The sequence below is a fragment of the Bradyrhizobium sp. 23AC genome (genome assembly GCF_054863025.1).
The window spans coordinates 464,216-482,740 of the sequence record NZ_JAVAYN010000003.1 but is presented as its reverse complement, the minus strand read 5'-3'; the positions used below and the strand labels follow the sequence as shown (position 1 = coordinate 482,740).

General features: G+C 64.4%; 22 protein-coding genes. 14 read left to right on the top strand and 8 right to left on the bottom strand.

Going from position 1 to position 18,525, the window contains the following annotated elements; translation table 11 throughout:
* The first annotated feature begins 2 nt into the window (after positions 1–2).
* Positions 3–452, top strand: coding sequence for a type II 3-dehydroquinate dehydratase (gene aroQ, locus RAD10_RS10610; protein ID WP_461617409.1), 450 nt, complete (start codon positions 3–5; stop codon positions 450–452).
* Between the two features lie 6 nt (positions 453–458).
* Complete coding sequence (locus RAD10_RS10605; protein WP_461617408.1) at positions 459–1,493, top strand: Gfo/Idh/MocA family protein; 1,035 nt, start codon at positions 459–461, stop codon at positions 1,491–1,493.
* A gap of 49 nt (positions 1,494–1,542) precedes the next feature.
* On the opposite strand, the gene RAD10_RS10600 is transcribed toward RAD10_RS10605, so the two are convergent.
* Entirely contained in the window at positions 1,543–1,860 is a 318-nt protein-coding gene (locus RAD10_RS10600) for a hypothetical protein (RefSeq protein WP_461617407.1), read from the bottom strand.
* A 99-nt stretch (positions 1,861–1,959) separates the two neighbouring features.
* Positions 1,960–2,415 carry an Hsp20 family protein gene (locus tag RAD10_RS10595; RefSeq protein WP_018322651.1) on the bottom strand — a complete coding sequence of 152 codons (456 nt, stop codon included), beginning with the start codon at positions 2,413–2,415 and terminating at the stop codon, positions 1,960–1,962.
* 326 nt (positions 2,416–2,741) lie between these two features.
* Here RAD10_RS10595 and RAD10_RS10590 point away from each other — a divergent pair, with 326 nt between their 5' ends.
* Together RAD10_RS10590 and RAD10_RS10585 are read left to right on the top strand one after the other, a co-directional pair.
* Positions 2,742–2,966: a hypothetical protein gene (locus tag RAD10_RS10590; protein ID WP_461617406.1), complete on the top strand. Its 225-nt coding sequence runs from the start codon at positions 2,742–2,744 to the stop codon at positions 2,964–2,966.
* The gene (locus RAD10_RS10585) at positions 2,963–3,142 is read left to right on the top strand and encodes a hypothetical protein (RefSeq protein WP_028143162.1); all 180 of its coding nucleotides are present in this window, start codon (positions 2,963–2,965) and stop codon (positions 3,140–3,142) included. The genes RAD10_RS10590 and RAD10_RS10585 overlap by 4 nt, the downstream gene beginning before the upstream one ends.
* Positions 3,143–3,174: 32 nt before the next feature.
* On the opposite strand, the gene RAD10_RS10580 is transcribed toward RAD10_RS10585, so the two are convergent.
* Positions 3,175–4,086 carry a LysR substrate-binding domain-containing protein gene (locus tag RAD10_RS10580; protein ID WP_461617405.1) on the bottom strand — a complete coding sequence of 304 codons (912 nt, stop codon included), beginning with the start codon at positions 4,084–4,086 and terminating at the stop codon, positions 3,175–3,177.
* Between the two features lie 110 nt (positions 4,087–4,196).
* On the opposite strand from RAD10_RS10580, the gene RAD10_RS10575 reads away from it, so the two are divergent.
* Positions 4,197–4,829, top strand: coding sequence for a DsbA family protein (locus RAD10_RS10575; RefSeq protein WP_461617404.1), 633 nt, complete (start codon positions 4,197–4,199; stop codon positions 4,827–4,829).
* Positions 4,830–4,872: 43 nt separating this feature from the next.
* Complete coding sequence (locus RAD10_RS10570; protein WP_461617403.1) at positions 4,873–5,772, top strand: MBL fold metallo-hydrolase; 900 nt, start codon at positions 4,873–4,875, stop codon at positions 5,770–5,772.
* Positions 5,773–5,782: 10 nt separating this feature from the next.
* Here RAD10_RS10570 and RAD10_RS10565 read toward each other — a convergent pair whose 3' ends face one another.
* Positions 5,783–6,271 carry a MarR family winged helix-turn-helix transcriptional regulator gene (locus RAD10_RS10565; protein WP_461617402.1) on the bottom strand — a complete coding sequence of 163 codons (489 nt, stop codon included), beginning with the start codon at positions 6,269–6,271 and terminating at the stop codon, positions 5,783–5,785.
* A gap of 123 nt (positions 6,272–6,394) precedes the next feature.
* On the opposite strand from RAD10_RS10565, the gene RAD10_RS10560 reads away from it, so the two are divergent.
* From RAD10_RS10560 to RAD10_RS10540, 5 genes are all read left to right on the top strand, one after another.
* Positions 6,395–6,937: a VOC family protein gene (locus tag RAD10_RS10560; RefSeq protein WP_461617401.1), complete on the top strand. Its 543-nt coding sequence runs from the start codon at positions 6,395–6,397 to the stop codon at positions 6,935–6,937.
* Positions 6,938–6,964: 27 nt separating this feature from the next.
* Complete coding sequence (locus tag RAD10_RS10555; protein ID WP_461617400.1) at positions 6,965–8,602, top strand: FAD-dependent oxidoreductase; 1,638 nt, start codon at positions 6,965–6,967, stop codon at positions 8,600–8,602.
* On the top strand, positions 8,599–8,793 hold the full coding sequence (locus RAD10_RS10550; RefSeq protein WP_461617399.1) for a DUF2783 domain-containing protein: 195 nt from the start codon (positions 8,599–8,601) through the stop codon (positions 8,791–8,793). Before RAD10_RS10555 ends, RAD10_RS10550 begins: the two co-directional genes overlap by 4 nt.
* A 119-nt stretch (positions 8,794–8,912) precedes the next feature.
* A complete protein-coding gene (locus tag RAD10_RS10545; RefSeq protein WP_461617398.1) occupies positions 8,913–9,365 on the top strand; it encodes an EF-hand domain-containing protein in 453 nt (150 codons plus the stop codon).
* A gap of 33 nt (positions 9,366–9,398) precedes the next feature.
* The gene (locus tag RAD10_RS10540) at positions 9,399–11,684 is read left to right on the top strand and encodes a heavy metal translocating P-type ATPase (protein WP_461617397.1); all 2,286 of its coding nucleotides are present in this window, start codon (positions 9,399–9,401) and stop codon (positions 11,682–11,684) included.
* Between the two features lie 19 nt (positions 11,685–11,703).
* On the opposite strand, the gene RAD10_RS10535 is transcribed toward RAD10_RS10540, so the two are convergent.
* Entirely contained in the window at positions 11,704–12,180 is a 477-nt protein-coding gene (locus RAD10_RS10535) for a hypothetical protein (RefSeq protein WP_461617396.1), read from the bottom strand.
* 281 nt (positions 12,181–12,461) lie between these two features.
* Here RAD10_RS10535 and RAD10_RS10530 point away from each other — a divergent pair, with 281 nt between their 5' ends.
* Both RAD10_RS10530 and RAD10_RS10525 read left to right on the top strand, forming a co-directional pair.
* The gene (locus RAD10_RS10530; protein WP_461617395.1) at positions 12,462–13,814 is read left to right on the top strand and encodes a ferredoxin reductase family protein; all 1,353 of its coding nucleotides are present in this window, start codon (positions 12,462–12,464) and stop codon (positions 13,812–13,814) included.
* Between the two features lie 97 nt (positions 13,815–13,911).
* Entirely contained in the window at positions 13,912–15,099 is a 1,188-nt protein-coding gene (locus RAD10_RS10525) for a CaiB/BaiF CoA transferase family protein (RefSeq protein WP_461617394.1), read from the top strand.
* Here RAD10_RS10525 and RAD10_RS10520 read toward each other — a convergent pair.
* Entirely contained in the window at positions 15,096–15,818 is a 723-nt protein-coding gene (locus RAD10_RS10520) for a DUF72 domain-containing protein (protein WP_461617393.1), read from the bottom strand. The genes RAD10_RS10525 and RAD10_RS10520 overlap by 4 nt on opposite strands.
* Positions 15,819–15,910: 92 nt before the next feature.
* On the opposite strand from RAD10_RS10520, the gene RAD10_RS10515 reads away from it, so the two are divergent.
* Positions 15,911–16,126 carry a hypothetical protein gene (locus RAD10_RS10515; protein ID WP_018322666.1) on the top strand — a complete coding sequence of 72 codons (216 nt, stop codon included), beginning with the start codon at positions 15,911–15,913 and terminating at the stop codon, positions 16,124–16,126.
* A gap of 1 nt (position 16,127) precedes the next feature.
* On the opposite strand, the gene RAD10_RS10510 is transcribed toward RAD10_RS10515, so the two are convergent.
* Both RAD10_RS10510 and RAD10_RS10505 read right to left on the bottom strand, forming a co-directional pair.
* Positions 16,128–17,276: an amidohydrolase gene (locus RAD10_RS10510; RefSeq protein WP_461617392.1), complete on the bottom strand. Its 1,149-nt coding sequence runs from the start codon at positions 17,274–17,276 to the stop codon at positions 16,128–16,130.
* A gap of 105 nt (positions 17,277–17,381) precedes the next feature.
* A complete protein-coding gene (locus tag RAD10_RS10505; protein ID WP_461617391.1) occupies positions 17,382–18,470 on the bottom strand; it encodes a mandelate racemase/muconate lactonizing enzyme family protein in 1,089 nt (362 codons plus the stop codon).
* Between the last annotated feature and the right edge of the window lie 55 nt (positions 18,471–18,525).

Genomic DNA, 18,525 nt, shown 5'->3' with positions numbered 1-18,525 from the left:
CCATGAGTCGTCTTGTCTACGTCCTCAACGGGCCAAATCTCAATTTGCTTGGCAAACGCCAGCCTCACATCTACGGTCACGAGACGCTTGCGGACGTGGAGCGGGATTGCCGGGCGCTGGCCGGGGAGCTTGCACTGGAGATGTGCTTTTACCAATCGAACAGGGAATACGAGCTGATCGACCGGATCCACGAGGCGCGCGAGACGGCTGCCGGTATCGTGATGAATCCGGCGGCCTTCACCCATACGTCGGTCGCCATCCTGGATGCTTTGAACACGTTCGAGGGTACAGTGATCGAGGTGCACATTTCCAACGTGCACAAACGCGAGGAATTCCGCCACCACTCGTTTGTCTCCAAACGAGCTGATGGGGTCATTGCAGGCTTCGGCACTCAGGGCTATCTGCTCGGCTTGCGTCGTGTGGCCAAGCTGCTCGATGAGAAGAAGGGGTAGTATCGCATGAGTGCACCCGTCCACCTGTCAGTGATGGGAGCGGGTCTCATCGGCAAGCGACACATCGAACACATTCTCGCGCGGCCGGAGGCGGTGCTGTCGTCGATCGTCGATCCGACGCCGGCGGCCCGAGAGTTGGCGGTTTCGCTGAAGGTGGACTGGTTTCCATCCTTGCAGGACATGCTGTCCGAGAACCGGCCAGAGGGAGTGGTTGTCGCCACCCCCAATCAGATGCACGTGGCCAACGGCATGGATTGTATCGCTGCGGGCCTCCCAGCTCTCATCGAGAAGCCGTTAGCGGATGACGTCGTCGCTTCACAGGTCCTGGTCGAAGCCTCCGAGCGGGCGAGGGTGCCGCTGCTCACCGGCCATCATCGCCGCTACAATCCGATGATCCAACGCGCCAAGGCGGAGATCGAGAGCGGTCGCCTTGGCCAGATCGTGTCGGTCCATGGCATGTTCTGGCTGATCAAGCCGGACGAATATTTCGATGTGGGCTGGCGCCGCGAAAAAGGGGCGGGGCCTGTTTTCCTGAATCTCATTCACGATCTTGACCTGCTGCGGTACCTGTGTGGGGATATCGCGGCTGTACAAGCTGCCCAATCCAATCGACTACGTGGAAATGCGGTTGAAGAGACAGCGGTGATGATCCTGCACTTTGCCTCCGGCGCGTTGGGAACGGTCAACGTCTCCGATACCATCCAGTCGCCCTGGAGCTGGGAATTCACCGCTGGTGAGAACCCGGCGTACAGTCATACGCAGGAGACGTGCTACCAGATCGGCGGCACGAGGGCATCGCTGGCTATTCCGCAACTCGATCTATGGCATCATCCGAGCAAGGCCAGCTGGTGGGCGCCGATCGAGCGCGAGCGGCTGAGCTACGAGAAGGAAGATCCGCTCGGCCTGCAGATCGCCAATTTCTGTGCGGTTATCCGCGGCACGGCCAAGCCTGTGGTGAGTGGGCGCGAGGGGCTGAAGACCCTCAGAGTGATTGACGCGGTCAAACGTGCAGCGGAAACCGGAGATCTCGTGTCGGTTTGATACTGGAAAGTGAAGCCGGCCTTGTTCAGATCCTTTGGCTGGTCCTCGATCACGGCGTTGCGGCGGCCCAGGGCCGCCGCAGCCGCATCGGGACGCCGCCGCTGGGCGGCGGGTCGTCGTCGTCATCGAGCTTGCGCAGCGCGGTGAGGATGTCCGCGAGCCGGATCGGCTGATCCATGCCGGGAATCTCGCGCAGCGCCGGATGGGATTCGACGGCATACATGTCCGAGGCCCACGACGACAATATGATCCGCTTCTCCGCTGTCGAGAGCTTGCGGTCGTCGAGGACGGCGCTAGGCGAAGAATAATGCGCAGCGGGATGGAACAGCGCGCCGAGCCCGCCGGAGGTCGCATTTGCATTGGTCATCTCTCGTCTCCCTCTACACTCCTTTCGAAGGGATGTTCGATCGGCGGATGGCGATCCGGTCGCCATCCGCCATGGTGGTCGCTGTCGAACGCGTTCGGCCTAAGCCGCCTTCTTCTGCTCGATCTGCGGTGACGCAGCACCAGCGATCTGGATCCGGCGCGGCTTCATGGCTTCCGGAATCTCGCGCAGGAGATCGATGACCAGGAGACCGTCCTGGAAAGCGGCCTGCTTGACCTGGACGTAGTCCGCGAGATTGAACACGCGGCGGAACGGACGCGCGGCGATACCCTGATAGAGATATTCGCGCGTGGCGCTGTCCGGCTTCCGGCCCTCGATGGTGAGCGCGTTCTGTTCGGCGGTCACGCTGATGTCGTTGACGCCAAAGCCGGCCACGGCCAGCGTGATCCGGTATTGGTCTTCGCCGGAGCGCTCGATGTTGTAGGGGGGATAATTGTCCTCGCCCGCCTGGCGCAGCGTGCTGTCGACGAGGTCGGCCAGATGGTCGAAGCCGATGGTGGAGCGCCACAGCGGCGCGAAGTCAAAGGTGGTCCTCATACCAAGTCCTCCAAAGAGCAAGATGGATACGAAGGAGCGCCAGTCAGGAATCGGAAACGGATCCGAAGACCCCGGCCCGGCGCCCGCGCCGGACCCGATCGGGCATCCGGCACACCGCTCTCGCGGCGAAAAACGACTTAGAGCGCCGCAAGGACCTTGCAAGAGGGACGCGTAAAAATTTTTCGGTGGCCCCCGGCGGCGTCCAGGAAGCGGCGAGAGAGGGTCTTGACAGGGAAACAGGCCCGAATATTTTTTGCGCCGGAGGATGCTTCTTCCGACACCGCAAATTCGAAAAGGACCGTGAAAGACCGTCAGGAGTGACGACGATGCTCGATCAGGATTTCGCCCGCATCCGCGCGCACCGCAACAATCTCTCTCGTTATCGACGTTTGCTCAAGACTGAGCTGTCGGACATTGAGCGCCAGTTTATCGAACGACGCCTCGCCGAGGAGCAGACCGCGCTCGAGGCTCTCGCCGCCGATGCCTTCCCGGCCGCATTCACCGTTCCGAACACGCCATCGCCGATTGCCACGACCGGAGCGGAACGATGAGTGACGTCCGCAACCTCCTCATCAGCGGCAGCGAGAAAGTGATCGGGCACTATCGCGTGTTGCTGGCCGGTGCCAGAAGCGAGAGCGAACGCGAGCTCTATCGCGCCCGGATCGAGCGCGAGCAGCGCCTGCTTGACGCCCTGCGGGGCGGCCTGCCGGATCGATCGGCGGCGTGAACAGGCGCGCATGTGTCATTCCGGAAATTTTTTCATTCCGGAAATTTGCTGGCGAGCGTGCGGCCTTCCTGCACCAGCATGGCCACGAACGCCGTGATCTTCGGCGGCCGGAACCGGGCCGCGGGGTACACGGCATGGATCCCGCCGGCCGGCAAGCTCCAGGACGGCAGGACATGGACCAGCCGGCGGGACTTCAAATGCTCCGCGACCAAATAGTCGGGCAGCACGCAGAGTCCGCCGCCGGCGAGGGCTGCGCCCAGCACCGCAGGCGTCGTGTTGATCGAGATCGACTGCCGCATGCGGATCGTGCGGCTGTCGATATCGCGTCTGGTGAAGCGCCAGACCAGCGGCTCGTCGAGCGCGCCGTTGGCGATGAACGGCAGAGCCGCAAGCTCGTCGGGCGTCTTGCTCCGGAACGCCGCGGCCACGTCCGGCGCGGCCACCAGCAATTGCCGAAACGATCCGATCCGCCTGGCCTGCTGACTTGAATCGTTCAGCCAGCCGACCCGGATCGACAGGTCGATCTGGTTGGCGAGGAGGTCCGTTCGCGTGTCCGACAGGATCAGCTCGACGCTGCAAGCGGGATATTTTCGCGCAAACTTCGCCGCCAGCGGCGCGATCATCGTTGCGCCATAGTCGTTCGGCGCGGCGATCCGCAGCATGCCCATCGGCTCGGCGTTGGTTTGGGCGAGCTCGTCCACGGCATCTTCCGCCGTGCGCAGGATCGTGACGCAGCGGGCATGCAGCAACCGGCCGGCTTCGGTCGGCTCGACCCTCCTGGTGGTCCGCAGCAGCAAGGCCGTTTTCAATTCCGCTTCGAGCCGAGCGACCTGCTGGCTGACGACGGTCTTGGTGATGCCGAGGCGCTCGGCAGCGCGTGTGAACGAGCCGGCATCGACCACGGCTGCGAAATAAGCGAGGCGGTTGAGGTTGATTGCTTCCATGCGGTCGCCATTGTTAGCTAATAACAAACAATATGTACCATTATCTGATATTTATCAAATAATGGTCGGCCGTTAGGTTCTCCGCATCGAACATTGGCGGCCCGAAAATCATGCAAATCACCTATCTCTTCGACCCTCTCTGCGGCTGGTGCTATGGCGCCTCGCCGGTGCTGGAGCAGCTTGCCGCGCACGGCGATGTGACGCTGGTGCTGGCACCGACCGGCCTGTTTGCGGGCCCTGCGGCGCGGACCATGGACCAGCATTTTGCCGCCTATGCCTGGCAGAACGACCAGCGCATCGCGCGGTTGACCGGCCAGCCGTTCAGTGAGGCCTATCGCACTGGCATTCTCGGCAATACCGGCAGTCTGTTCGACTCGGCGGCGGCGACCCTTGGCGTCGTCGCCGTGGGTCTCACTGACCCCATCCGTGAGCTCGAGGCGCTCAAGCTCTTGCAGCGCGCCCGCTATGTCGATGGCCGCGACAATTCCAGCCTTCAAATCGTCGCCGACGTGCTCGAGGGCGCGCAACTGACCGATGCGGCACGGCGCGTGCGGGCGCCTGACGAGGCATTGATCGCGGTTTACCAGACGCGGATCGCGGCCGCGCGCGCCGACATGACGCGATTTGGGGCCGGTGGCGTGCCGGCCTTGGTGGTCGGCGAGGGCGCCGGGCGGAGGCTGCTGGACGGCAGCATGCTGTTCGGGCGGTTCGATCTGCTGGCCGCACAACTCCGTGCCGCCTGATCACCCAAACCGATTTTCCCTGCAGAGTTCAATGGAGACAGCCATGTTGTCGAGGAGACAGATCATGAAGACCAGCCTTGCCGCGGGTGCCGCCGCATTATTCGCGGCCGCCGACGTCGGCCATGCCGCAGAGGCCAAGCTGAGCTGGAAACATTTTCCCGCAGGCCCCAACGGATTTTTCCGTGCGCCCGTCCTGCTTTCCGGTCCGACCGAGGCGGTGCTGATCGACGGCGGCTTCTCCTATCCGGACGGACGCGCGCTCGTCGAGGCGATCAAGGCGAGCGGCAAGAAGCTCACCACCATCTATATCAGCCAATCCGATCCGGACTATTATTTCAGCCTGAAGCCCGTGCGAGAGGCTTTCCCGAATGCCAAGGTGCTGGCGGCGTCCGCGACGCTCGCGGCCATCAAGGCGAATGTGGAGAAGAAGCTCGCCGTCTGGGGACCGCAGCTCAAGGAGAACGGTCCGCAGACGCTCGCCGATGTCGTTCTGCCGGAAGCGTTCGATGGGGCTTCTCTTGCGGTTGACGGCGAGGCGATCGAAATCGTCAACGCCGAAGGTCTCGCCAACCGCCGCTATCTCTTCGTTCCGTCCCTGAATGCCGTGTTCGGCGGCGTGATGGTCTTCTCCGGCGTGCATGTCTGGACCGCCGATACCCCGACCAAGGAGCAGCGCGCAGCCTGGATCGCCAACCTCGACAAGATCGCGGCCCGCAAGCCATCCCTCGTCGTGCCCGGCCACATGGCAGCGGGTGTCGCCGTCGATCTTTCCGCTGTCGAGCATACCAGGACATATCTGCTCGCATTCGACGAAGAGCTGGCGAAGGCCGCTGACAGCGCTGCGCTGAAGGCCGCCATGGAAGCGCGCTTCCCGAATCTCGGCATGGGCGTCGCGCTCGATATCGGCTCCAAGGTCGCCAAGGGCGAGATGAAGTGGGGCTGAGGGGGAGAAGCTACGCCAACGCGGCCGACAATTTGCGCATCACCCGGTCGAGCACCGCCACTTCTTCGGCGGTTAGCGCCCCAAGCAGCTTCGTCTCCCGCGCCAGCGCGTAGGGCACGATCTTGCGATAAAGCGCGCGACCGGCTGGGGTCAGCGAGACGATCAGCTCGCGCCGATCGTCGGGATGGTGCTTGCGGCCGGCGATGCCGCGCGACTCCAGGCCCTGCACGGCGCGGCTGACCTGCATCTTGTCGAGCGTCGTCAGCGGGCCGATCTCCTTGGTCGCAATCTCCGGGCGCACGCCAAGAATGGCGAGCACGCGCCATTCCTGCCGTGTCAGCGCAAAACGTTCGGAATAGACCTCGGCAACCGCCAGCGACACCTGCTCGGCGAGGCGTGCCAGCCGGTACGGAAAATATCGCTGCAGGTCCAGCTCGACGCCATCCTGCGCCGTTGCGGCTTCGGCCGCTTCGCCGCGCGCCACGCTCGAACGTCCCATCACGCGATTCCCGTCGCCGATCCACTCGAAAAATTCTTCGGAGTGGATTGATCCAGATCAAATTCAGGAAATAGTAACATCTGATACTAATTTCGCAACCGCAAATCCAGGGAGCGAAACGCCATGAAAATCGAGAAGATCCATCACGTCGCCTATCGCTGCGTCGATGCCAAGGCGACTGTCGAGTTCTACAAGACCGTCATGAACATGGATCTTCTCGGCGCCATTGCCGAGGATCGGGTGCCTTCGACCAAGGCGCCCGATCCCTACATGCACATCTTCCTCGATGCCGGGAACGGCAACATCCTCGCCTTCTTCGAGCTGCCGAACTCGCCGCCGATGGGCCGCGATCCCAACACGCCGGAGTGGACCCAGCACATCGCCTTCCAGGTCAAGGACCTCGCCGAGCTCGAAGAGGCCAAGGCGCGCGCCGAGGCCGCCGGCCTCGACGTCGTCGGCATTACAGACCACACCATCTTCAAGTCGATCTATTTCCGTGATCCGAGCGGCCATCGCCTGGAGATCGCGGCCTGGACCGCGACGCCTGAGCAGATCGACCGCATGAAATCGGTCGCGCACGAGATGGTCGACGAATGGTCGCGCACCAAGCGCCCGCCGCGCCACACCGCCTGGATGCACGAGAAGGAATTCGCGGACGCGCATTGATCCCGGCACGCGCATCAGGAAGCGAACATGACGAGCTACATCTATCCGAAGTTCGGCTATCGGCGTTCCCAGGAGCAGGCCGAGGGGATCGTGAAGCGGCATCCGATCGTGGTGATCGGCGCAGGTCCCATCGGCCTGACCGCGGCGCTCGATTGCGCGGCACGCGGCCAGCCGGTCGTGGTGCTCGACGACAACGACACCGTCTCGATCGGCTCGCGCGCGGTCTGCTACGCCAAGCGACCGCTCGAAATCTGGGACCGCCTCGACTGCGCGGCGCCCATGGTTGAGCGCGGCGTGAGCTGGAACGTCGGGAGGGTCTTCTTCCAGGACCAGCTGTCCTACCAGTTCGATCTGTTGCCCGAGGCCGACCACCAATGGCCGGCCATGATCAATCTGCAGCAATATCATCTGGAAGAGATGCTGGTTGCCAAATGCCGGGCCAATCCGCTGATCGAGCTGCGCTGGAGGCACCGGCTCCTCAGCCTCAAGCAGGCCGCCGACCACGCCACGCTGGCGGTGGAAACGCCCGACGGCATCTTCCCCATGGAGGCGCAATGGGTGATCGCCTGCGACGGGGCCAACTCCGACGTGCGCAAGATGGTGGGGGCCGAGTTCACGGGACAGTACTTCCAGGACCGCTTCCTGATCGCCGACGTCGCCATGAAGGCGGATTTCCCGACCGAGCGCTGGTTCTGGTTCGATCCGCCGTTCCACCGCGGCCAGTCCGTGCTGCTGCACCGGCAGGCGGACAAGATCTGGCGCATCGACTTCCAGCTCGGCTGGGAAGCTGATCCCGATGAGGAAAAAAGGCCCGAGCGGGTGATCCCGCGCATTCGTGCCATGCTCGGCGAGGACACCGACTTCGTGCTCGAATGGGTCTCGATCTATCAGTTCGCCTGCCGGCGCATCGACAATTTCCGCCAGGGCCGGGTGTTGTTCGCCGGCGATGCCGCGCACCAGGTCTCGCCGTTCGGCGCGCGCGGTGCCAATACCGGCGTCCAGGACATTGACAATCTCGCCTGGAAGCTCGCGATGGTGCTGCGCGGCGAGGCGTCGGAAGCACTGCTCGACAGCTATCACGAGGAGCGTGCCTATGCCGCCGACGACAACATCCTGAACTCGACGCGCGCCACCGACTTCATCACGCCGAAGACGAAAGCGAGCCGCTATTTCCGTGACGCGGTGCTGGAGCTCGCCCGCCATCACGCCTTTGCGCGACCTCTGGTCAACAGCGGCCGTCTCTCGACGCCGACGCCCTATGTGATGTCGGCGCTCAATACCCCCGATGACGACGCGATGATGAGCGGCGTGCGGCCCGGCACCAATGCGGCCGATGCGCCGATCACGGTGGATGGCAAGCCCGCCTGGTTCCTCCATTGTCTCGGCGATGGCTTCACGGTCGTGGCCTTCGGCAAGGAGACCGACAAGACCGAGATCGCGGTGGGTCCGCTCAAAGCGAAGCTCATTGTCGTCGGCCGCGACATCGAAGATCCCTCCGGCCTGCTTGCCGCGCGCTATGGCGCTTCGCCCGGGACCATCTACCTGTTCCGCCCCGATCAATATGTCGCGGCACGCTGGACCGGATTCGACGAGGCGAGGATCACGGATGCGATGTTGCGCGCCTCCGGGCACGACACCGCCGGACGGAAGGAGCTGGCAGCATGACGCTCAATTTGTCACCCAACATCGCCGATCCCGACGATTTCTACGCCGAGCTAATCGACAGCCAGCGCGACCTTGACGAGGAGCAGGCGCTGCGGATGAACGCACGACTGATCCTGCTGCTCGCCAATCACATCGGCGATCGCAGGGTGCTCACGGAGGCGATCGGCTGCGCCCGCACTGGCGGCGGTTAGTCGAGGCATTTCCCGCCTCAGGGCCGAGCTGGAACACCAGCCGCTTTTTGATTTGGCTCAACGTAAACTCGGTGAAGTTCGACACCTTGTAGGCCCACCCCAAGGACGGAGGAAGCGCCATGCCAGGTCGAACCATTGCAGCAGCGTTGCTGTTCGCCACTTTGGGCCAGCCGGCTTTGGCTCAATCGCCAGCGGACCATCAGAGCCACCATCCCGGACAGGAGCAGGCGCAGGCCTCGCCGCAGTCGAGTTCTCCTGCCAGCCCATCCGCCGAGCGGCAGAGCCCGATGCGCGGTGGAGATATGATGGGAATGATGGGGCGCGGAATGATGGGACAGGGAATGAAGGGGCATGGTGCGACAGGCGGTGACGCCATGGGGCCGCCGGTCGCCTTTCGCATCATCTTCGCGCTGATGGATGCCGATGGCGACGGAACCGTCTCGTTGCCCGAGTTTCAGGTCGCGCACGAACGAATCTTCAAGGCAATGGATCGCGACAAGGACGGGAAGCTCACTCCGGACGAGATGATGGCGTTCATGCACGGGAACAAGAGCGCCGTCCCGCAGCAATAGCGAGTGGAAACCGAAGGGCGGGCGCGCCGAGCCATGTTGTTTGATCGAGCCCTGCGATGGGCTCTGGTTGCGATCGCGATCGCAGGATTGGCTGCCGGTATTCTCGCGCGAGCCGCGGGCCGGCCTGATGTAGCCGACTTCGCATGGGCGCTCGGTACGGCGCCCGTGATTGCGGGATTGGCGGTCTCGATCGTCAAGGATCTCCTCAGCGGCCGCGTCGGAGTGGACGCGATCGCGCTGCTGTCGATGAGTGCGGCGCTCGCGCTCGGACAGCCGCTCGCAGGGGCCGTGGTCGCGCTGATGTATTCCGGTGGCAACGTGCTGGAGGAGATCGCGGTCGCACGGGCGGAGCATGATCTGCGATCCCTGGTTGATCGAGCACCGCGCCAGGTCCATCGCAAATCCGGCGAGCGGATCGAGGATGCTCCGGTTGAGGACGTCGCGGTCGGCGAGGAGCTTCTGGTCAAGGCTGGCGAAATCGTGCCGGTCGACGGTGTCGTTGCGTCGGCCTCTGCCACCATCGACGAGTCCGCTGTGACTGGCGAGCCGATTCCGGCGGAGAAGACACGCGGAAGTGCCGTTCTCTCCGGTTCTCTGAATGCGGGTGAGACCTTCCAATTGACCGTGACGGCGGTGGCCAGCGAGAGTACTTACGCGGGCATCGTGCGCATGGTGACTGCGGCGCAAACTGCGAGAGCTCCCTTTGTGCGGTTGGCCGACCGCTATGCGCTGATCTTCCTGCCGGTCACACTCGTCATCGCCTTTGTGGCATGGCACATCTCCGGCGACTTGACCCGCAGCCTTGCCGTGCTGGTGGCGGCGACGCCTTGCCCCCTGATTCTGGCCGCACCCGTCGCCTTCATCGCCGGGGTGGCGCAAGCAGCCCGCCGCGGCATCCTGGCCAAGGGCGGAAGGGCGCTGGAGGCGCTGGCCCGTGCGCACACCGTGCTATTCGACAAGACCGGTACCCTGACGGTGGGCGGGGCGCGGCTGCTGTCCATAGAAGTCGCGCCGGGCGAGGATCCGGATGAGGTCCTCAGGCTCGGAGCGTCGCTCGAGCAAGCGTCCCATCATGTGCTTGCGAAGGCCGTCGTCGCGGCGGCGCTCGCCCAGGGGCTCGAGCTGAGGCCGCCGGAACATGTCAAAGAGATCATGGGATCCGGCCTCAGCGGCCAGATCGACGGACGCCACGTTGTGGCGGGCTCGCGGGAAATGCTTCTCTCGCATGCCGATCTGTCGCCATGGGAGTTGCGAGCGATACGACGTGCCTCGTGGCGCTCGGCGCTGATCGTCTTTGTCGCGGTGGACGGCCGTCTGATCGGCGCGCTGCTGCTGGCCGACGAATTGCGGGCCGACACGCCACGCGCGATCCGGCTGCTGCGCGACGCCGGCATCGCGCGGATGGTGATGGTCACGGGTGATCGCGCCGCAGCGGCGCAGGCCATCGGAGCTGCTCTCGATCTCGATGCCGTGCTGGCCGACCGCGTTCCCGCAGATAAGGTCGAGGCGGTGCGTAGCGAACAGCGGCTGCATCCGACCATCATGGTCGGCGACGGTATCAATGACGCCCCGGCGCTGGCCGTGGCTGACACCGGGATCGCGCTCGGCGCGCGTGGTGCAAGCGCCTCCTCTGAGGCGGCAGATGTGGTGATCCTCACGGACCGGCTGGATCGGGTCGGCGAAGCGATCATCATCGCGCAGCGGGCGCGGCGCATTGCCCTGCAAAGCATCTTCGTCGGTATGGGATTGTCATTGGTAGCCATGGTCGCTGCCACCGTTGGCTGGCTCGATCCCGTGCCCGCTGCCATCGTCCAGGAGGTGATCGATGTTGCCGTCATTCTGAACGCGCTGCGAGCGCTCAATCCGCCCCTCGTCAGGAGTGGTCCGCGCCTCACCGCAGAGCAGGGGCTGACGTTGCATCACGATCATCAGGCCCTGCTCAGGGATCTCGACCGCTTGCGCCAGATCGTCGATGCGCTCGACGACGCGGTGCCCGAATCCGTCGCTGCCTTGATTGGCGAGGCCCATCGACTGGTCCAGAGCAGCGTCGTGATGCACGAACGCGAGGATGAAGACAGCGTCTATCCGAAGCTCACGCAGGTTCTGCGCGACCGCCACGGACTCTCCGCCATGAGCCGTGCGCATCGCGAGATACTGCATCTCGCGCGGCTGCTCGCCCGGATCGCGGAGGATCTGCCGTCAGAGAAGATCGACCGCTACCTCATTCGCGACGCCCAGCGCGTGATCGAGGCGATCGAGACGCTGGTGCGCATGCACACGGCCCAGGAGGAGGACATCTACGAGGCCGTGGCGGCATAGGAGGCCGCGGAAATCGACCTCAATGCTGCAGCGGTTGCCAGCCGGCGTGGTCAAAATACTTGCCGTATTGAGCGAGCGCCCGAACGATCTTCATGGCTCCCTGATCGCGGCTGGTCCCGGTCTTCATCTTCGCCGCGCCATCGATGATCTGCTCGAGGACGAGGTGAAGCTGCTGATCGGCCTGCTCGGGCAGCTTGCAGTTTCCGACCACGTCATCGACCTGCGCCTGGATTCGCGTCGCCAAAGCCTCGTATTGCGCAGGCGTAAACACGTTGCTGTGAATGGGTGCCAGCGACTGCCTCATCGCGAGACTGATGTCGTCCATGCCGCGGCGCAAGACATCATCAGTCGGCCACTTCTTGCCGTGGTCGAGCTCCGGCCGGGCGGTCGCGGTTGGTCCTTCATGGGTGTGGGGTCCGGCGGCGAGAGCAGGCTGCCCCAGGACGAGACAGTGCGCGAGGACTGCCAGTAGGAGTGACTTGGTTGAGATGATCACGGGACTTCCTCCGAAGACTTTCTTTGCCTTCAAGTGGGAGATTGCGACGTCCAGGAGTTTGCGCTGGAGCAAAGTCGTGGACGGAATGAGCTGCGGCCCCGCGACGCAGGATGCGTCGCGGGGCCGCTTCAGGCGTCGCGAGGCGACCAGTTGAATGAAGATCCTCTACGCTCTGCTTCGACCAGCCCCTGCACCTCATCACGAGCAGGATTGAGTCAGCTCAATGCAACGCGGCGCGATCAGTTCAAGCTGGCGCCGTAAAGTTGTGAGGCAAGGACGTCATGCAGAAGCTCAAACGGGTATTTTGGGGCAGTCTGGCGGTTCTCGTCCTCCTGTGGCTGGTTGCGGAGCCCCAGCCATTTGGGCCGGGCCCCTTCTTCCCACTTCGCGAGAGGATGGTGCAGCTGAGCGGCGTTCTGGCAATCGGTTGCATGAGCATGGCGATGATCCTCGCGCTGCGACCGCGTTGGCCGGAGGCGTGGCTGGGCGGTCTCGACAAGATGTACCGCTTGCACAAATGGCTCGGTATCGCTGCCCTCGTGACCGCCATGATCCATTGGCTCTGGGCCGATGCCCCGAAATGGGCGGTCGGTTGGGGTTTGCTGACCCGACCGCAGCGTGGGGAAAGACCTGCCATCGAAAATCCCATCGAGGCCTTCCTTGCGGGCCTGCATGGAGCGGCGGAGGGGCTGGGCGAGTGGGCCTTCTACGGCGCCGTTGTGCTGATTGCGTTGGCGCTCGTTCAAATGTTCCCCTATCGGCTCTTCCACAAGACCCATCGGCTCCTCGCCATCGCGTATCTGGTATTGGTGTTTCACGCCGTCACGCTGATGAAGTTCAGCTACTGGATGTCGCCACTCGGCTGGATCGTGGGGGCGCTGCTTGCCTTCGGGACGTCGGCGGCGGCTGTTGCGCTGCTGCGGCGCATTGGCGCCCGGCGGCAGGTCCAGGGTAGGATCACCTCGCTCAAATATTATCCGGGCGTCAGGGCAATCGAGACCGAAATCGAAGTGCCCCATGGCTGGCCGGGGCATAGGCCGGGCCAGTTCGCCTTCGCCACGTCCGATGTCTCCGAGGGCGCACATCCCTACACGATCGCCTCGTGTTGGAATGCTGCAGACCCCAAGATCATCTTCATCACCAAGGAACTTGGCGACCACACCAGCCGGCTGCGGGAGAAGCTCCGTGTCGGGCAGGAGGTGAAGGTGGAAGGTCCCTATGGCTGCTTCACTTTCGACGACGATTGTTCGCACCAGATTTGGATCGGCGGTGGTATCGGCATCACGCCCTTCGTTGCCCGCATGAAACAGATGGCCATGCCGGAGGACGTTCCGAGTTGCTCCGTCGCGCAGGCGGTCGACCTCTTTCACACCACCACCGATGTGGATGAGGAAGCCCTCGGCAAGCTCGCAGCGGATGCGCGCTCGGCAAATGTCCGTCTCCACGTTCTCATCGACGCCCGTCACGGACGACTGACCGGCGAACGCATTCGCGAATCCGTAGCGCAATGGCGCGAGGCGAGCATCTGGTTTTGCGGTCCGGCGGGTTTCGGGGAAGCGCTCAGACGAGACCTCAGCGCGCACGGTTTCCCTGTCGAGAAGCGGTTTCATCAGGAACTGTTCGCGATGCGATGATGAAAGTCGCACGTGCATCCCGCTTCCCAACTTGCCCTGGCAGCCAGTCCCTGTAATCTGCGGAAAACAACAGGCAAGAGGCGCAAGGAAGGGATCGATGGGGGGAGTTCTGGAGGGCGTGCGCGTGCTCGATTTCGGGCGCTATATCGCAGGGCCCTATTGCGCGACATTGCTGGCCGAATTCGGCGCCGAGGTCATTCGCGTGGAAAAGCGCGAGGGCAGCGAGGATCGGTTCGTCGCGCCGGTCGGCGAAGGCGGCGAGGGCGCGTTGTTCCTCCAGGTCAACCGCAACAAGAAGTGCATCACGCTCGATCCGATGAAGCCGGAAGGGCAGGAGGTGATGCTCCGCGTGGTTGCGACCGCGGACGTCGTCGTTGCCAACCTGCCGCCGCAGACCCTGCGCGCGATGAAGCTCGACTACGAGTCCTTGAAGGCGATCAAGCCCGACATCATCCTGACGACCGCAACCGCGTTCGGCGGGCCGGGCCCCTGGTCCGACCGCGTCGGCTTCGACGGCGTCGGGCAGGTGATGTCGGGATCGGTCTACATGACGGGCACCGGCGAGCCGCCGTACCGCGCCGCGGTGAACTGGGTCGATTTCGGCACCGCGCTGCATTGCGCGTTCGGCACGCTCGCCGCGCTGATCGAGCGCGGCAAATCCGGGCGCGGGCAGATCGTCGAGGGCGCGCTGCTCGCAACCGCGCTGTCCTTCACCAACGCGACGCTGATCGAGCAGGCTGTGATCAACGTCAATCGCGTGCCGACGGGCAATCTCGGCCAGACCGCAGCGCCCGCCGACATCTACCGCACCCGGGACGGCTGGGTGCTGTGCCAGGTCACCGGGCATCCGCTGTTCAAGCGCTGGGCGAGGCTGATGGGCGAGGAGGAGGTGTGGCTGAACGATCCTCGCTTTGCCGACGACATCAGCCGCGGCAATAACGGCGCCATCATCAGCGGGCGGATGGCGCGCTGGTGCGCCGAGCGCACCACGCAGGAAGCCGTCGATGCGCTGGGCCAGGCCATGATCCCGACCGGGCCGGTCCTCTCACCGCAACAGGCGCTGGATCATCCGCACATCCGCGCCGCCGGCTTCATGCAGGACATCGATTATCCCGGCCTGCCGAAGCCCGCCCCGGTGACGCGTGCTGCTATCAGGCTGTCGGAAACGCCGGGCGAGATCACGAGCCGCCCGCCGACGCTGGGTGAGCACACCGATCTGGTTCTCGCCGAGCTCGGCTATGATGCGGCCGCGATCGCGGCGCTTCGGCAACGCGGCGTCATCTAGAGCAGTTGCTTCAACGCCTTGGCGTCCGCGGGCGCCGCGCTCTTCTGGTCGTTGTCGAAATAGACAAAGACGTCGCAGCCCTGCCGCTTCCACGACTTGATGCGCTTCGCCCATTGCGCCAGCGCCGCCCCGGTATAGTGCCCGTGATAGCGCCCGCCCGGCCCGTGCCCGCGCACATAGACGAAATCCGCCGTGCGCTTCCAGGGCGCGGGCGCATCGTGATGGTCGGACAGGCACAGCGAGATGTTCTCGTCCGCCAGCATTTTGAGGATGCGCGGCTGATACCAGCTCGGATGCCGGAATTCGAAGCTGTAACGCCGTTTCCGTGACAACAGCTTGAAGAAGGAGGCGAGGCGGTCCGCATCCGCCTGGAATTGCGGCGGCAGCTGGAACAGGATCGGGCCGGCCTTGCCGCCAAGCCGTGAGATGCGGTCCTCCAGCAGTTCGAGGCTGTTGACGGAGCGCTCCGACAGGCGCTTCCAGTGCGTGATGAATTTCGACGCCTTCCAGGCGAAGACGAAATCGCGGCCGGTCTGCTCGCGCCAGCCTTTCACCGCTTCAGGCGTCGGCGTGCGGTAGAACACGCCGTTCAGCTCCGTCGTGTCGAACTGTCCGGCGTAGTAGCTAAGCTGCTGCTTCAGCGTCACGCCTTCAGGGAAGAACGGGCCGCGCCAGGAGTCGTAATGCCAGCCCGAAGTTCCGATCAGAACGCGCGCCATTGTTTCCGTGCCCTCCGTTGCCTTTGCCGGAGAGGAACGTCCAGGCAGGCGATACGTTGCTGGTGAACCCGCCAACGCGAGGACCGGAACCGATGTACGCGCTGTTCGAAGGCAACAAGCAGATCGGCGATCCCTTTCCGACCGAGAAGGAGGTGTGGGAAGCCGCCTTGATCGAGGGCCTCGTGACCGACGTTCCGGTCGCAGACGAGGAGGGCGGCCGGCTGCTCCCTGCCGGATATCACGTGGCGCCCGTCGAGGAGACGTTCGCACCGCGGTCGGATTGGAAGCTGCCGCGCGAGATCTCATGAGCTAGTTCGACGCCAGCGCCGCCTTGGCGACTTCCGCCATCCAGCTCGACGCCACCGGCAGGATCGCGTCGTTGAAATCGTAGCGCGGGCCGTGCAGCTCGGCGCCGTCGCGCAATTCACCGTTGCCGATCCAGACGAAGGCGCCCGGCCGCTGCTGGAGATAGTGGGCAAAATCCTCGCCGGCCATGCTGGGCGCGAGGTCGCGCCGCACCTCGGCCTGCACCTTCTCGGCGGCGATGCGCGCCAGGGCGGTCTCATCAGGCGTGTTGACCACGACGCCGACGCCCATCACGATCTCGGGCGTCACCTTGACGCCAAAGCTCGTGGCGATGCCGGCGCAGGTCCGTTCGATGCCGTCGAGGATGACGTGCTTGACCACCTCGCGGTGGTACCGCAGCGTGCCGCGGATGGTCACGCGTCCGGCGATCTGGTTCGGCGCGGTGCCGCCTTCGATGGTGCAGAGTGACAGCACGGCGGTGTCGAGCGGATCGACGCCGCGCGAGGCGATCGATTGCAGCGCCACGATCAGATGGCCCGCCGCCATCACCGGATCGCGCGTCAGATGCGGCATGCCGGCGTGGCCGGCATGGCCCTCGATGGTGATGGTGATACGTCCGCCGGAGGCCATGACGACGCCGTCATGCACGGCGATGGTGCCGGCGGCAAGGCCCGGCCAATTGTGAAAGCCGAATACGCGTTCCATCGGAAAGCGGTCGAACAGCCCGGCCGTGACCATCGCGCGCGAGCCGCCAAAGCCTTCTTCGGCCGGCTGGAAGATGAAATCGACCGTGCCGCTCCAACTGGTATCAGCGGCGAGCAGCGCAGCGGCGCCGAGCAGCGAAGCGGTGTGTCCGTCATGGCCGCAGGCATGCATCACGCCTGATGTCCTGGAGGCGTAGGCAAGCCCGGTATCTTCGGTGATCGGCAGTGCATCCATGTCGGCGCGCAGGCCGACGCGGCTGCGCGCGTGCCCGCGCCTCAAGGTCGCGACGATGCCGTGGCCGCCGATGCCCGCCTCGAAGGGAATCCCGAGCTCGGTGAGCTTGTCCTGCACGAAGGCTGCGGTCTCCTTCTCCTGGAGCGACAGCTCCGGGTGCGCGTGAAGGTGCCGGCGCCACGCGGTCAGTTTCTGGTGCAGCTCGGGTGTCAAGGCAGGGGATCTTTCGCAAAGTGTTGGTTGCCGCCACCATAGCGGATTAACCGTGGCCTGCATCAAGTGCGTTGGAATGCCTTGCGTGCAGCCCGCGCGCGGCATTTATGCGGGCAGCTTCGCCAGCCCCGACCAGTCGAAGCTGATGCCGTGCCCGGGCCGGTCCGGAGCCAGCGCCTTGCCCTCCTGCAGCACCAGCGGGTGCTCGATATATTTGTCGAGCCCGAAGCCGTGCGCCTCCAGATAGGATCGGTTCGGGCAGGCCGCGAGCAAGTGCACGGTAATGTCGTGCGCGCCGTGGCTGGTGACGGGCAGGTTGAACGCTTCCGCCAGCCGCGCGATCTTCATGAAGGCGGAAACGCCGCCGCAATTGGTGACGTCGGGTTCGGGATAGGACACCGCGCCACTGGCGATGTAGCTCTTGAACTCCCACAGCGAGCGCAAATTCTCGCCGGCCGCGATCGGAACGCCACCGGCCTGCATGATGCGCGCGTGGCCGGCGACGTCGTCGGGGATGATCGGCTCCTCGAGCCAGGTGAGGTCGTAGGGAACGAAGGCGCGCGCGGCGCGGATCGCCTCTTCGACCGTCCATTTCATGTTGGCGTCCACCATCAGCGGAAAACTGTCGCCGAGGTGCTGTCGCATCGCGGAGACCTTCGCGACGTCGGATTTGAGATCGGGCCGGCCGACCTTCATCTTGATGGCGCGAAAGCCCTTGGCGAGATTGCCGTCGGTCTGCGCGAGCAGCGCCTCCACGGAGAGATCGAGGTCGATGCCGCCGGCATAGCACGGGACGCGCGCATCGAATCCGCCGAGCAATTGGTACAGCGGCAGCTTGGCGCGCCGCGCCTTCAAATCCCACAGCGCGATGTCGAGCGCGGAGAGCGCCAGCACCACCGGCCCGCCACGGCCGCCATAATGCAGCGCCCACCAGACGTGATGCCAGATCGCCTCGGTATCATCGGCCTCGCGTCCTTCGATCAGCGCCGGGATCTCGCGCTTGAGGATGTCGGCGACAGCGCCGCCATTGCGCCCGACCGTGTAGGTGTAGCCGACGCCCTCGGCGCCGTCGGCATCACGGATGCGGCAGGTGATCAGCTCGAACGCCGCGATCTCGCCATGCGTGGAGTCGGAGAGCGTGACGGGGAGGGGGATCCGGTAGAGCCCGGTCTCGATATTTGCGATGTGCGGCATGTGGCCTCCCTGTTTGTTTTTGTTTCGTAGGGTGGGTTAGCTGGTGGCTGCGCGA

What these genes read in the sequence shown, in the direction of transcription:
- aroQ (WP_461617409.1), top strand. Translation starts at nt 3, where the DNA reads ATGAGTCGTCTTGTCTACGTCCTCAACGGGCCAAATCTCAATTTGCTT.
- RAD10_RS10605 (WP_461617408.1), top strand. Translation starts at nt 459, where the DNA reads ATGAGTGCACCCGTCCACCTGTCAGTGATGGGAGCGGGTCTCATCGGC.
- RAD10_RS10600 (WP_461617407.1), bottom strand. Translation starts at nt 1,860, where the DNA reads ATGACCAATGCAAATGCGACCTCCGGCGGGCTCGGCGCGCTGTTCCAT.
- RAD10_RS10595 (WP_018322651.1), bottom strand. Translation starts at nt 2,415, where the DNA reads ATGAGGACCACCTTTGACTTCGCGCCGCTGTGGCGCTCCACCATCGGC.
- RAD10_RS10590 (WP_461617406.1), top strand. Translation starts at nt 2,742, where the DNA reads ATGCTCGATCAGGATTTCGCCCGCATCCGCGCGCACCGCAACAATCTC.
- RAD10_RS10585 (WP_028143162.1), top strand. Translation starts at nt 2,963, where the DNA reads ATGAGTGACGTCCGCAACCTCCTCATCAGCGGCAGCGAGAAAGTGATC.
- RAD10_RS10580 (WP_461617405.1), bottom strand. Translation starts at nt 4,086, where the DNA reads ATGGAAGCAATCAACCTCAACCGCCTCGCTTATTTCGCAGCCGTGGTC.
- RAD10_RS10575 (WP_461617404.1), top strand. Translation starts at nt 4,197, where the DNA reads ATGCAAATCACCTATCTCTTCGACCCTCTCTGCGGCTGGTGCTATGGC.
- RAD10_RS10570 (WP_461617403.1), top strand. Translation starts at nt 4,873, where the DNA reads ATGTTGTCGAGGAGACAGATCATGAAGACCAGCCTTGCCGCGGGTGCC.
- RAD10_RS10565 (WP_461617402.1), bottom strand. Translation starts at nt 6,271, where the DNA reads ATGGGACGTTCGAGCGTGGCGCGCGGCGAAGCGGCCGAAGCCGCAACG.
- RAD10_RS10560 (WP_461617401.1), top strand. Translation starts at nt 6,395, where the DNA reads ATGAAAATCGAGAAGATCCATCACGTCGCCTATCGCTGCGTCGATGCC.
- RAD10_RS10555 (WP_461617400.1), top strand. Translation starts at nt 6,965, where the DNA reads ATGACGAGCTACATCTATCCGAAGTTCGGCTATCGGCGTTCCCAGGAG.
- RAD10_RS10550 (WP_461617399.1), top strand. Translation starts at nt 8,599, where the DNA reads ATGACGCTCAATTTGTCACCCAACATCGCCGATCCCGACGATTTCTAC.
- RAD10_RS10545 (WP_461617398.1), top strand. Translation starts at nt 8,913, where the DNA reads ATGCCAGGTCGAACCATTGCAGCAGCGTTGCTGTTCGCCACTTTGGGC.
- RAD10_RS10540 (WP_461617397.1), top strand. Translation starts at nt 9,399, where the DNA reads ATGTTGTTTGATCGAGCCCTGCGATGGGCTCTGGTTGCGATCGCGATC.
- RAD10_RS10530 (WP_461617395.1), top strand. Translation starts at nt 12,462, where the DNA reads ATGCAGAAGCTCAAACGGGTATTTTGGGGCAGTCTGGCGGTTCTCGTC.
- RAD10_RS10525 (WP_461617394.1), top strand. Translation starts at nt 13,912, where the DNA reads ATGGGGGGAGTTCTGGAGGGCGTGCGCGTGCTCGATTTCGGGCGCTAT.
- RAD10_RS10520 (WP_461617393.1), bottom strand. Translation starts at nt 15,818, where the DNA reads ATGGCGCGCGTTCTGATCGGAACTTCGGGCTGGCATTACGACTCCTGG.
- RAD10_RS10515 (WP_018322666.1), top strand. Translation starts at nt 15,911, where the DNA reads ATGTACGCGCTGTTCGAAGGCAACAAGCAGATCGGCGATCCCTTTCCG.
- RAD10_RS10505 (WP_461617391.1), bottom strand. Translation starts at nt 18,470, where the DNA reads ATGCCGCACATCGCAAATATCGAGACCGGGCTCTACCGGATCCCCCTC.